This window comes from Pseudomonas koreensis, assembly GCF_024169245.1.
Taxonomy (GTDB): Bacteria; Pseudomonadota; Gammaproteobacteria; order Pseudomonadales; family Pseudomonadaceae; genus Aquipseudomonas; species Aquipseudomonas koreensis_F.
In genome coordinates this window covers 72,628-84,996 of record NZ_JALJWP010000001.1, presented here as the reverse complement: position 1 = coordinate 84,996, position 12,369 = coordinate 72,628, and the positions used below count along the sequence as shown (strand labels likewise).

Annotated in this window: 10 protein-coding genes; 7 read left to right on the top strand and 3 right to left on the bottom strand. The window is 60.3% G+C overall.

What is annotated here, in order from left to right; all coding sequences use genetic code 11:
- Positions 1-100: 100 nt before the first annotated feature.
- Positions 101-805: a trehalose operon repressor gene (gene treR / locus J2Y90_RS00335; protein ID WP_253495665.1), complete on the bottom strand. Its 705-nt coding sequence runs from the start codon at positions 803-805 to the stop codon at positions 101-103.
- A gap of 235 nt (positions 806-1,040) precedes the next feature.
- Between treR and treP the strand changes: the two genes are divergently transcribed.
- The 7 genes from treP (at position 1,041) to tadA (ending at position 10,453) form a co-directional block, all read left to right on the top strand.
- The gene (treP, locus tag J2Y90_RS00330; protein WP_253495663.1) at positions 1,041-2,483 is read left to right on the top strand and encodes a PTS system trehalose-specific EIIBC component; all 1,443 of its coding nucleotides are present in this window, start codon (positions 1,041-1,043) and stop codon (positions 2,481-2,483) included.
- Positions 2,484-2,615: 132 nt separating this feature from the next.
- Positions 2,616-4,262 carry an alpha,alpha-phosphotrehalase gene (treC, locus tag J2Y90_RS00325; protein WP_253495661.1) on the top strand — a complete coding sequence of 549 codons (1,647 nt, stop codon included), beginning with the start codon at positions 2,616-2,618 and terminating at the stop codon, positions 4,260-4,262.
- Between the two features lie 103 nt (positions 4,263-4,365).
- Positions 4,366-5,589: a maltoporin gene (locus J2Y90_RS00320; protein ID WP_253495658.1), complete on the top strand. Its 1,224-nt coding sequence runs from the start codon at positions 4,366-4,368 to the stop codon at positions 5,587-5,589.
- Positions 5,590-5,639: 50 nt separating this feature from the next.
- Positions 5,640-8,168: a phosphoenolpyruvate--protein phosphotransferase gene (ptsP, locus tag J2Y90_RS00315; protein WP_253495654.1), complete on the top strand. Its 2,529-nt coding sequence runs from the start codon at positions 5,640-5,642 to the stop codon at positions 8,166-8,168.
- Positions 8,169-8,170: 2 nt separating this feature from the next.
- Entirely contained in the window at positions 8,171-8,467 is a 297-nt protein-coding gene (locus tag J2Y90_RS00310; protein ID WP_253495651.1) for a PTS transporter subunit EIIB, read from the top strand.
- A gap of 112 nt (positions 8,468-8,579) precedes the next feature.
- Positions 8,580-9,956, top strand: a complete 1,377-nt coding sequence (locus J2Y90_RS00305; RefSeq protein WP_253495648.1) for a multicopper oxidase family protein — start codon at positions 8,580-8,582, stop codon at positions 9,954-9,956.
- Positions 9,956-10,453, top strand: coding sequence for a tRNA adenosine(34) deaminase TadA (tadA, locus tag J2Y90_RS00300; protein ID WP_253495645.1), 498 nt, complete (start codon positions 9,956-9,958; stop codon positions 10,451-10,453). Before J2Y90_RS00305 ends, tadA begins: the two co-directional genes overlap by 1 nt.
- A gap of 124 nt (positions 10,454-10,577) precedes the next feature.
- On the opposite strand, the gene cmoB is transcribed toward tadA, so the two are convergent.
- Positions 10,578-11,534, bottom strand: coding sequence for a tRNA 5-methoxyuridine(34)/uridine 5-oxyacetic acid(34) synthase CmoB (gene cmoB / locus J2Y90_RS00295; RefSeq protein ID WP_253495642.1), 957 nt, complete (start codon positions 11,532-11,534; stop codon positions 10,578-10,580).
- Positions 11,531-12,274, bottom strand: a complete 744-nt coding sequence (gene cmoA / locus J2Y90_RS00290) for a carboxy-S-adenosyl-L-methionine synthase CmoA (RefSeq protein WP_253495639.1) — start codon at positions 12,272-12,274, stop codon at positions 11,531-11,533. Before cmoA ends, cmoB begins: the two co-directional genes overlap by 4 nt.
- Positions 12,275-12,369 lie beyond the last annotated feature (95 nt).

Below are 12,369 nucleotides of genomic sequence, written 5' to 3'. Positions count from 1 at the left end.
GGGTGTTCATCCTTGAAAAACAAAGACCGAGGATGATCTCTGCGCTCAAAGTAAGTGCGCTACCCAGCTACCGCCCGTTGCGTCTGGAAAAATGTTCAGTTCAGCGCCGCGCCACATCCGAGAAATAAAACTTGTCCAGCGTATGCCGCGATTCGGTGTATTCGAACTGACGGCCGTCCTGCAGAAACGTTTGATTACTGACCACAATGACATGGCTCTGGCCGTCGAGGTCCAGGTGTTGTTGGTCGTCCTTGCTGCATGGCACGGCTTCGATGGTGCGCTGGGCATAGGCGATCTGCAGTTGCAGGGTTTGCTCGATGTGAGCGTAGATCGAGTGTTCGGCGATGTCTGCAGACAGGCCTGGAATCACCGCGCTGACGAAGTGGTTGATGTCGAGGATGACACGCTTGCCATCGATGCGCCGCACGCGCTTGATCCGGGTGATCGGGCTGCCGGGCTCGGCGTTGATGTGTTCGAGCAGTGCACCTTCCAGCGGCACCTCACACATTTCGATCACTTCGGTGCTGACGTCGTTGCCCAGACGCGGGTGCGCTTCCTGGAAGCTGACGATGCCGCCGAGCTGGAATTCGATCGGGTTGGTCGACAGCACGAACGCGCCTTTGCCGTGAATCTTCTGCGCGAAACCGCGTTCCTGCAGCAGGTCGATGGCCTTGCGCACCGTGCCCCGACTGGCCTGATAGCGCTGCATGAGTTCGGTTTCCGACGGCAGCCGGGCACCGCGCTCCAGGCGTTCAGCAGTGATGCTGGCAAGCAAATCGCTGTAGATCTGATTGTATTTGCTCATGGCTGGACTCTGTGCCGACGCTACTCAAAACCCCGAACCTTAAGGGCAGGGTACTGATTTGTCCACGTGCGGGAGGGAAAACATCATAGGTCAGAGTAGGAAAAATCCGCGCCCATCTGACATTCATCTCTTCATACAAACTCGTACAGACGAGTTATTGCATTAACTCGTACAGACGAGTATTTTTCTGTTCGGCGTGCTGCCAATAACAACAATCCACGACGGAAGAACAAGCATGAGCCATGACTATCCGAACATTGCCCGGGAGCTGCTGGAAAGCCTCGGTGGCAGCGACAACATCGAGCAGGCGGCGCATTGCGTGACGCGCTTGCGCCTGGCGTTGAAGAACCCTGCGCTGGTCAACACTGCTGCGCTCAACGGGATCGATCTGGTCAAGGGTTCGTTCTTCACCGGCGGGTTGTATCAAGTGGTCATCGGTCCGGGAGATGTTGAAAAGGTCTACGCCCAATTGCGCCAGCAGACCGGCCTTGCGGCATCGACCATCGCCGACGTTAAACAGAAAAGCGCCGAGAAGATAAACGCCATGCAGCGGCTGGTGCGGGTATTTTCCGATGTGTTCATGCCGATCCTGCCGGCGCTGATCATTGCCGGCCTGTTGATGGGCATCAACAACCTGCTCGGCGCCAAGGGCATGTTCATCGAAGACCAGAGCCTGCTCGATGCCTATCCGAATCTCGACGGGCTGTGGAGCCTGATCAACCTGATGGCCAACACCTCATTCGTGTTTCTGCCGGCGCTGGTGGGCTGGTCTGCGGCCAAGCGTTTCGGTGGCAGTGAGATCCTCGGCATCGTCCTCGGCCTGATGCTCGTGCACCCGGATCTGCTCAATGCCTGGAATTACGGCAAGGCCGTCGCCGGGGTGGAGGGGCAGCAGCTGCCCTACTTCGACATTCTCGGCCTGTTCCAGGTGGAAAAGGTCGGTTACCAGGGGCAGATTCTGCCGATACTGCTGGCGGCCTATGTGATGAGCGTGATTGAAAAATGGTTGCGGGCGCGAGTGCCCAATGCCGTGCAATTGCTGGTGGTGCCAATTACCACCATCGTCGTAACTGGCGTGCTGGCACTGGCGATCATCGGTCCGGTGACCCGGCATATCGGCATCTTCATTACCGAAGGCCTGGTAATGCTGTTCGATCTGGCACCGCTGGTGGGTGGCGCAATTTTCGGTCTGCTCTATGCACCTCTGGTGATCACAGGCATGCATCACATGTTTCTCGCGGTCGATCTGCAATTGATCTCCAGCCAGGGCGGCACTTTCATCTGGCCAATGATCGTCATGTCCAATCTGGCGCAGGGCAGTGCGGCGTTGGCGGTGTTCAGGATGACGCGCAATGCGCGGGACAGGAGCATGGCCTCGACCTCGGCGATTTCCGCGTATTTCGCCATCACCGAGCCGGCGATGTTCGGCGTCAATCTGCGCTACAAGTTTCCGTTTTATGCCGCGTTGACCGGCTCGGCGCTGGGCTGCATGTTCCTGTCGTTGAACAAGATCCAGGCCTCGGCGATCGGCGTCGGCGGCCTGCCCGGATTCATTTCGATCATTCCAGAGTTCATCCCGATGTTCGTGGTCGGGATGCTGATCGCCATGCTCGTTCCGTTCGCCCTGACCTGTGTGCTGAGCATGAAGATTGTCCGGCCGGGTTACCGGGTCGCCTGAAATCGAATCGTAGGAGCTGCCGAAGGCTCGGGCCGCGATCGGACGATCTTTTGATCTTGCCTTTCAAAATTCATTGATCGCAACCTGCGGCAGCTCCTGCGGGGCTCGTAGAATTCAAGAGGGAAATACGCCATGCAAGACTGGCAACGTTCGGTGATCTACCAGATCTACCCGAAGAGCTTTTACAGCCATGCCGGCAACCCGACCGGCGATCTGCTCGGTATCGTCGCCAAGCTTGATTACCTGCAATGGCTGGGGGTCGATTATCTATGGGTCACGCCTTTTTTACGCTCACCACAGCGCGATAACGGCTACGACATCAGTGACTATTACGCGGTCGATCCGAGTTACGGCAGCATGGCCGACTGTGAACTGCTGATTGCCGAAGCGGGCAAGCGCGGGATCAAGCTGATGCTCGACATCGTGGTCAACCATACCTCGATCGAGCACGTCTGGTTCCAGCAAGCGCGCAGCAGCCTCGACAATCCTTATCGCGACTTCTATATCTGGCGCGACCAGCCGAACAACTGGGAATCCAAGTTCGGCGGTTCGGCCTGGGAGTACGAAGCACAGACCGGTCAGTACTATCTGCACCTGTTCGACCACACCCAGGCCGACCTCAATTGGGACAACCCCAAAGTCCGGGACGAAGTGTTCAAGATGATGCGCTTCTGGCGCGACAAGGGCGTCGGTGGCTTTCGCCTCGACGTGATCAACCTGATCTCCAAACCGGCGGATTTCGCCGAAGATGACAGCGACGGTCGGCGCTTCTACACCGACGGGCCGAACGTGCATGAGTACTTGCAGCAAATGCACCGCGAAGTCTTCGAGGGGCATGAGCTGATCAACGTCGGCGAGATGTCCTCGACCCGTCTCGAACACTGCATCCGTTACTCCAATCCGCAGTCGAAAGAGCTGTCGATGACCTTCAATTTTCATCACCTGAAGGTCGATTATCCGAACCTGCAGAAATGGGTGCGCGCCGATTTCGATTTCCTCCAGCTCAAGCAGATTCTGTCCGATTGGCAGACCGGCATGCAGGCGGGAGGCGGCTGGAATGCGCTGTTCTGGTGTAACCACGATCAGCCGCGCGTGGTCTCGCGGTTCGGCAACGACGGCGAGTATCGCGAGCTGTCGGCGAAGATGCTCGGTACGGCGCTGCACTTTCTGCAGGGTACGCCGTTCATCTATCAGGGCGAAGAACTGGGTATGACCAATCCTGGCTTCGAAAGCATCGAGCAGTACCGCGATGTCGAGACCCTGAATATCTTCCGCCTCAAGCGCGAGGCCGGGGCCAGCGAGCTCGACAACATGGCGGCGATCATGCAGAAGTCCCGCGACAACGGGCGCACCCCGATGCACTGGCACGCCGGGCACAATGCCGGTTTCACCCGCGGCGAACCGTGGATCGGTGTGCCGGCCAATGCTGCACAGATCAATGTTGCGCATCAGTTGCATGACCCGGAATCGGTGCTGCATCACTATCGGCGCCTGATCAACCTGCGCCGGACTGAAGCGCTGATCTCGGACGGCATCTATTGCCAGTTGCTGCCGGAGCATCCACAAGTCTGGGCTTACCTGCGCGAAGGGGCAGGTGAACGCCTGCTGGTGGTAAACAATTTTTACGGCACCGCGTGTGAAGTCGAGCTAACTGCGCTGATTGACGAATCTCAGGAGCAGCGCCTGCTGATCAGCAATTACCCGGACTGTCCGAAACGCACGCGGTGGCTGCACTTGCGACCTTACGAATCTTTCGTGCTGCACCTGACCGATCCCTGATCACTCACTGAAAAACACGTTTTAAAAAAACACGCAGAACGCTGCGCGGGGGATTTGTGCGCGCTGAATTCTTGCGACCACACAATAAAAATAATGGTGGCATATGAAAACAACAATAAGTCTCAGCCTGGCAGTCGCAACTTTTTGTCTGGCAATGCCCACGTCTTCCCGGGCGCTTGAGTTTGGCGGTTACCTGCGCAGCGGTGTCGGTACTTCGCTCAACAGCAGCGGTCAGTCGTGCTTTCAGCTGCCCGGCGCGCAGACCAAATACCGCCTCGGCAACGAGTGCGAGCAGTACGGCGAACTCGAATTGCGTCAGGACCTGTACACCCTCGACGATGGCTCGGTGCTGAGCGTCGACGGCATGGCATCGCTGTACAACCGCTACGATCGCAGCCTGACGTTCAGGGAGGACAATGGCTCGATTCGCTTGCCGCAGGCCTATGCCCAATGGTCGGCGATGCCCGCCCTCAATGGTGGCTCGCTGTGGGCGGGGCGGCGTTACTACAAACGTAACGACATCCACATTTCCGATTTCTATTACTGGAACCAGAGCGCCACCGGCGGCGGTATCGAAGACGTGTTGCTCGGCGGTTTGAAATACAGCTACGCGTTCTCGCGCAAGGACAACCTCTATCAGAAGGATTACATCAACCGGCACGACTTCAACGTCGGCGGTTTCAACAGCAACCCGGGCGGTGAACTGGAATTCGGTCTGAGCTACATCGACAAGCCCGACAGTCGCGATGCCCACCGTGGCTGGGCGATCACCACTCAGCACGTGCAGCAGGACTTTTTCGGCGGCAAGAACAAACTGGCGCTGCAATACGGCGAAGGGCCGGGCACCGGTTTGGGCTATACCGGTAACGTCAGGCTCGATGACCGCAACAAGAGCTATCGGATCGTCGAGTTCTTCGATTGGCAAGTGACGCCGCGTTTCGGCGGGCAAGTGCAGGCGGTGTATCAGAAGGACATTCGTCAGGGCGGCGCCGACCAGAACTGGCTGTCGCTGGGTGTGCGCCCGGCTTACGCATTGAGCGAGCAGTTCAAACTGGTGACCGAACTGGGTCACGATCAGGTCGATGCGGCGGACGGTACGCGCAAACTCAGCAAGTTCACGTTTGCGCCGACCTGGTCCCCCAAAGGTCCGGAATTCTGGGCGCGGCCTGAGGTGCGTTTGTATTACACCTATGCCAGCTGGAACCAGGCGGCCAAGCGTGCCGCCAACCTGTTGGCCAAAGGCTCGGCACTCTCCGATACGGGCGCCTTCGGCCGCGCACGGCACGGCGCCAATGTCGGCCTGCAGGTTGAATACTGGTGGAAATAAGCAAGGCGGACGCTACCGCCCACTCAGAAAATACAAGCGCAGGTGATGTCATGGTCATACCCCAACAATTGCAGTTGCTGGCACCCTTGTCCGGCGTCCTGATGGCGCTGGACCAAGTGCCCGACCCGGTGTTTGCCGGACGGATCATCGGCGACGGCCTGTGCATCGACCCGACTTCGTCGACGCTCTGCGCACCGCTGGCCGGCGTGGTCAGCGACATGCAGGCCAGCGGGCACGCGGTCACCGTTACCAGCGATGAAGGTGTCCAGGTGCTGATGCATATCGGTCTGGACACGGTGAATCTCGCGGGTAAGGGATTCATCTGCCGTGTCGAGGCGGGGCAGCGTGTCGAAGCGGGACAGACGCTGATTGATTTCGATGCCGATTACATTGCCCTGCATGCGCGCAGTTTGTTGACCTTGATGCTGGTGGTCAGCGGCGAGCCGTTCAATTCGCTCGTCGGCTCGACGGGATTGGTGGAGGCTGGCCAGCCCGTACTGGATGTCGGGGGCGGCGCAGCCCGCGACGCACATCCAGCGACGGTGCAAGGTGATGCGGTCTTCTCCCAACCGATCAACCTGCCCAACCCCAATGGTCTGCACGCGCGTCCGGCAGCCGTATTTGCCCAAGCGGCGAAGGCGTTTTCAGCGACGATCCATCTGCACAAGCTGCAAGCGCAAGCCAATGCCAAATCATTGGTGGCAGTCATGGCGTTGCAAACGGCCCATGGCGACAGCGTGCAGGTCAGCGCCGAAGGTGACGATGCCGAGGCCGCCGTCGAAGCGCTGACCCGCTTGCTGACCGAAGGCTGCGGCGAAGCTGTCACAGCGCCCGCGCCAGTCGAAGCCGTCGCCGCAGAAATGCCGAACATCCTGCGCGGTGTCTGTGCCTCGCCCGGTTCGGCATTGGGGCAAGTCATGCAGATCGTCGAAGCATCGCTCATGGTCACCGAGTTCGGCGCCGAGCCGCCAATCGAACTGGATGCGTTGAGCCAGGCACTGATCGAAGCTGACATGGCCCTGCAACATTTGCGCGATACCGCCAACGGCCAGGCGCAGGCGGAGATCTTCAAGGCGCATCAGGAACTGCTGGCCGACCCGAGCCTGCTGGATCAGGCGCAGGCCTTGATCGAGGAGGGCAAAAGCGCGGCGTTCGCCTGGAAGACCACGACCGAAGCGACCGGGGCGATGTTTCGCTCGCTGGGTAATGCGTTGCTGGCCGAGCGTGCGGCAGATCTGGACGATGTCGGCCAGCGCGTGCTGAAGCTGATCCTCGGTGTTCACGAGCAGGCGCTGGAGCTACCGGACGACACCATCCTCATTGCCGATCAGTTAACCCCTTCACAGACCGCCGGGCTTGATACGCGCAAAGTACTGGGTTTCGCCACGGTTGGTGGCGGTGCTACCAGTCACGTGGCCATTCTGGCACGGGCCTGCGGTTTACCGGCGATCTGCGGCATGCCCCTGCAAATGCTCGCGCTCGACAACGGCACGCGGGTGCTGCTCGATGCCGACAAGGGCGAATTGCAGTTGCATCCGGACGCCGAGTCCATCGATCAATTGCGCACGCGGCATGAGCGCCAGCGCCAGCGCCATCAGCAGGAACTGGCGCAGGCCAATCAGGCAGCGTGTACCCGTGACGGTCAGCATATCGAGGTCACGGCCAACGTGGCGTCGCTGAGCGAAACCGCGCAGGCGATGGAACTGGGCGCGAACGGCGTCGGGCTGCTGCGTTCGGAGTTTCTCTACCTGGGCCGCCAGCAGGCGCCCAGCCACGACGAACAAGTGGCCACCTACAGCGCCATCGCCCGCACTATCGGGCCAGCGCACAATCTGGTGGTGCGCACCCTCGATGTCGGCGGTGACAAGCCGCTGGCCTATGTGCCGATGGACAGTGAAAGCAATCCCTTCCTCGGTTTGCGCGGCATTCGTCTGTGCCTTGAGCGACCGCAACTGTTGCGCGAACAGTTTCGGGCGATCCTGGCCTGCACTGAGCTGACGCGTCTGCACATCATGTTGCCGATGGTCAGCAATCTTGCCGAGCTGCGTCTGGCCCGGCAGATCCTCGAGCAGGAGGCGCGAGTGCTTGATCTGGTGCATATGCCGAAACTCGGGATCATGATCGAGGTTCCGGCCGCCGCGTTGATGGCCGATGTGCTGGCGCCACACGTGGATTTTTTCTCCATCGGCACCAACGACCTCACCCAATACACTCTCGCCATGGACCGCGATCATCCGCGCCTGGCCAGCCATGCAGACAGTTTCCATCCTTCGGTGCTGCGCCTGATCGCCATGACGGTGAAGGCAGCGCATGCGCACGGCAAATGGGTTGGCGTTTGTGGCGCGATGGCGTCTGAACGCCTGGCCGTGCCGTTGCTGTTGGGGCTGGGTGTGGATGAACTGTCGGTCAGCGTGCCGTTGGTTCCGGCGATCAAGTCGGCCGTGCGCGAATTGAATCTGGCCGACTGTCGAATCATCGCCGAGCAGGTTTCGAACCTGGAAAGCGCTGGCGATGTGCGCGAAGCCTTGCGGCGATTTCATGAGGTGAAAGTCGATGGCTTGCCGGTAATGGAGGATTGAACATGTTCGACAAATTGCAGCAGGCATTCTGGAAAGCATTGACGCCGGATCTGGTTGCGGATGAGGTGAAAGTCGCCGTCGATCCGGTTGCGGGCTTGAGCGCAGAGATCATTGCGGCGTTGGGCGGTGTGGATAACCTCAAGTCGCAGCAGCCTGTGGCATTGACCCGGGTGCGGGTGGCGCTGCATGACGAGGCGCGAGTTGACCGTCAGGCGCTGAATGTGGCCGGTGTGGCGGGCGTCATGCCGCTTGGTGACGGCGTGTTGCACCTGATTACCGGGCTGCGCGCGCAAGGCTGACAAGACGTGCGGCCGCAGGTCGCCCTTACTGTTTCTCAACTGCGGGTGTATCGTATTCGCCTTTTTGCGGATCCCTCGGGGTCTGTCGCTGATACGTGAGGTAGTTGAGTTCATGTCCTTTACCCGTCGCCAAATTCTCGGTGGCCTGGCCGGTCTTGTTGTCGTTGGCGTGGGCGCGGGAGGCGCTTCGCGTTACTGGCTGGGCAAGATGGCCGACGCCGAGGCCGGCCACGACTATGAACTGATCGCCGCGCCGCTCGACGTCGAGCTGGTGCCGGGACACAAGACCGAGGCCTGGGCATTCGGCCCGTCGGCGCCGGGCACCGAGTTGCGCGTGCGTCAGGGCGAATGGCTGCGGGTGCGTTTCATCAATCACTTGCCGATGGCGACCACCATTCATTGGCATGGCATCCGCCTGCCGCTGGAAATGGATGGCGTGCCTTATGTGTCGCAACTGCCGGTGCTGCCGGGCGAGTATTTCGACTACAAATTCCGCGTGCCGGACGCCGGCAGCTACTGGTATCACCCGCATGTCAGCAGCAGCGAAGAACTCGGACGCGGGCTGGTCGGGCCGCTGATCATCGAAGAGCGCGAGCCCACCGGTTTCAAGTACGAGAAAACCCTCAGCCTGAAGAACTGGCATGTCGACGAGCAAGGCCAGTTCGTCGAATTCAGCATCCCGCGCGAAGCAGCCCGTGGCGGCACCGCCGGGCGCCTGTCGACGATCAATGGTGTGCCGTTGCCGGTGATTGATTTGCCGGCCGGGCAGATCACTCGGGTGCGTTTGCTCAACCTCGACAACACCCTGACCTATCGCATCAACATTCCGGGCGTTGAAGCGAAGATCTACGCGCTCGATGGTAATCCGGTCGAACCCCGGCCATTGGGCAAGGAATACTGGCTCGGCCCCGGCATGCGCATTTGCCTGGCGATCAAGGCGCCGGCGGCGGGTGAAGAGCTGTCGCTGCGCAACGGCCCGGTGCGCCTGGGCACGCTGCGTTCGGTCGCCAACACCGATGCGCCGACGGACTGGCCGAAAGCCCTGCCGGCCAACCCGGTGGCCGAGCCGGACCTGGCCAATGCCGAGAAACTCAACTTCAATTTCGAATGGGTCGGCTCGGTGTCGGTCAACGTCGACAACGGCAAACCGCCGAGCCTGTGGCAGATCAACGGCAAGGCCTGGGACATCACCGACAAGACCTGCGCCGATCGACCGATCGCCAGCCTGAAGCTGGGCCAGAGCTATATTTTCGAACTGAAGAACATGACCCAGTACCAGCACCCGATCCACCTGCACGGCATGAGCTTCAAGGTGATCGCGTCGAACCGGCACAAGGTCGTTCCGTACTTCACCGACACCTATCTGCTGGGCAAGAATGAGCGCGCGCAAGTGGCGCTGGTGGCGGATAACCCGGGGGTGTGGATGTTCCACTGCCATGTCATCGACCACATGGAAACCGGCCTGATGGCCGCCATCGAGGTGAAGTGATGCGCCAGATCCGCCCGGCGGCGATCATCGACCGCAGCCGCGACCGCGACTTCATGCGCGAAGCCCTGACCCTCGCCGCACAAGGTGCGGCGCTCGGCGAAGTGCCGGTGGGCGCAGTGCTGGTACAGGACGGCGAGATCATCGGAAGCGGCTTCAACTGCCCGATCAGCACCAGCGACCCGAGTGCCCATGCGGAAATGGTCGCGATCCGCGCGGCGGCGCAGGCAGTGGATAACTATCGTCTGCCGGGCAGCACGCTGTACGTAACGCTCGAACCGTGCAGCATGTGCGCCGGGCTGATTGTGCATTCGCGGGTGGCGCGGGTGGTGTATGGCGCGCTGGAACCGAAAGCCGGGATTGTGCAGAGTCAGGGGCAGTTTTTTACCCAGGTTTTTTTGAATCACCGGGTGTTGTATGAGGGTGGGGTGTTGGCTGAAGAATGTGGCGCAGTGTTGACCGAATTCTTCCGCGCTCGCCGCGCGAAATCCCCGGAATGAACACCGCCCCCCTGTAGGAGTGAGCCTGCTCGCGATAGCGTCAGCACATTCAAAATCATGGTGACTGACACACCGCTATCGCGAGCAGGCTCACTCCTACAGGGGAATGCGGCGTTTGTGAGGATTACTTCCTGGCAACGATAACCGCCCGCATCGGCGCCGGCAGCCCTTCAATCGTTTTGCTGTGATCCTCGGGATCAAGAAAATCGCTCAGCGACTGATACTTCATCCACTCTGTGCCGCGCTGTTCCTCAACCGTGGTCGTGCTGACATCCACGCAGCGAATATCGCTGAACCCGGCCCGCCGCAGCCACAATTCCAGCGCCGGCACCGACGGCAAAAACCACACGTTGCGCATCTGCGCGTAGCGATCTTCCGGCACCAGCACCTGATGCTTGTCGCCTTCGACCACCAGCGTCTCCAGCACCAGTTCGCCGCCCTTGACCAGGCAATCCTTCAATGCCAGCAAATGCTCGATCGGCGAGCGGCGGTGGTAGAACACGCCCATGGAAACCACAGTGTCGAAACCTTCCAGATTCGCAGGCAAGTCTTCGAACGGGAACGGCAGGTGCCAGGCATTCGGCTCGGACAGGTAACGCTGCACGGCCTGGAACTGGCAGAAGAACAGCCAGTTCGGATCAACGCCAATGACACTGTCCGCTCCGGCGCCGAGCATGCGCCACATGTAGTAGCCGTTGCCGCAGCCGACATCAAGGATGCGTTTGCCTTTCAGATCCAGGTGCGGCGCCACGCGCGACCACTTCCAGTCCGAGCGCCATTCAGTGTCGACGTGCACGCCAAACAGATCGAACGGCCCTTTGCGCCAGGGCGACAGGCCCATCAGCGCGATACGCATCTGCGCGCGAGTGTCATCGTCGCAATCGGTGTCGAGTGTCAGGCCGTTGAGCAAGTCGACTTCGCTCGGCTGAATCTTCGGCAAGGCATCCAGCGCACTTTGCCAGCGCTCCAGGTCGCCGTGGCCTTTTTCCATTTTCTTGTCGAGTTGAAGCTGCAGGGTGTTGGCCCATTCGGCCAGCGGTGTGCCGGCCAGACGGCGGGCGAGGGGGGACAGATCAATCATGGCAAGGCAATCAACGAGGCAAAGTTAAGACACTGGAACCACGGCACGACTTTCGAAAAACCGGCGGCCAGCAGGCGTTCGCGGTGTTCTTCGAGGCTGTCGGGCTTCATGACATTTTCGATGGCGCTGCGCTTCTGGGCGATTTCCAGTTCGCTGTAGCCGTTGGCGCGTTTGAACGCCACGTGCAGATCGGTGAGCAATGTATGTTCTTCAATATCGTTGAAGCGCAGTTTTTCCGACAGAATCAGTGCGCCGCCGGGCAGCAATGATTGGCGGATGCGCGACAGCAACGCGGTGCGCTGAGCCGGGGCGATGAATTGCAGGGTGAAGTTCAGCGCGACTACGCAGGCGGGCTGAAACTCCAGCGCGAGGATATCGCCCTCGATCACTTCGACCGGCAGCAATTCCTGAAACATCGAATCCTGACCGTTGAGGTATTCCCGGCAACGCTCGACCATCGCCGCCGAGTTATCCACCGCAATCACTCGGCAACCATCGGTGCGCACATGACGGCGCAGGGCTTGAGTCACTGCGCCGAGCGATGCGCCGAGATCGTAGAGCACGCTGTTCGGCTGGGCGAATTGCGCCGCGAGCACGCCGAGGTTTTCAACGATGGTCGGGTAACCCGGCACCGAGCGCTTGATCATGTCCGGGAACACCCGCACGACGTCTTCGTTGAAGGCGAAGTCAGGCACCTGGGCCAACGGCTGGGCGAATAGGCGATCGGGTTCTTTGCTCACGGCGGTTTCCGGCGGTGTCGGTGGAAAAGGCCGGCATTTTAGCCAAAAGGGCGTCGGGATGCTCGGGTTGCTGATAAGCCGGTTTTGATGATCGT

Excerpts from the sequence above, each read along its gene's own strand:
- treP (WP_253495663.1), top strand. The coding sequence starts at position 1,041 with ATGAGCCATGACTATCCGAACATTGCCCGGGAGCTGCTGGAAAGCCTC.
- tadA (WP_253495645.1), top strand. The coding sequence starts at position 9,956 with ATGCGCCAGATCCGCCCGGCGGCGATCATCGACCGCAGCCGCGACCGC.
- treR (WP_253495665.1), bottom strand. The coding sequence starts at position 805 with ATGAGCAAATACAATCAGATCTACAGCGATTTGCTTGCCAGCATCACT.
- ptsP (WP_253495654.1), top strand. The coding sequence starts at position 5,640 with ATGGTCATACCCCAACAATTGCAGTTGCTGGCACCCTTGTCCGGCGTC.
- treC (WP_253495661.1), top strand. The coding sequence starts at position 2,616 with ATGCAAGACTGGCAACGTTCGGTGATCTACCAGATCTACCCGAAGAGC.
- J2Y90_RS00310 (WP_253495651.1), top strand. The coding sequence starts at position 8,171 with ATGTTCGACAAATTGCAGCAGGCATTCTGGAAAGCATTGACGCCGGAT.
- J2Y90_RS00305 (WP_253495648.1), top strand. The coding sequence starts at position 8,580 with ATGTCCTTTACCCGTCGCCAAATTCTCGGTGGCCTGGCCGGTCTTGTT.
- cmoB (WP_253495642.1), bottom strand. The coding sequence starts at position 11,534 with ATGATTGATCTGTCCCCCCTCGCCCGCCGTCTGGCCGGCACACCGCTG.
- J2Y90_RS00320 (WP_253495658.1), top strand. The coding sequence starts at position 4,366 with ATGAAAACAACAATAAGTCTCAGCCTGGCAGTCGCAACTTTTTGTCTG.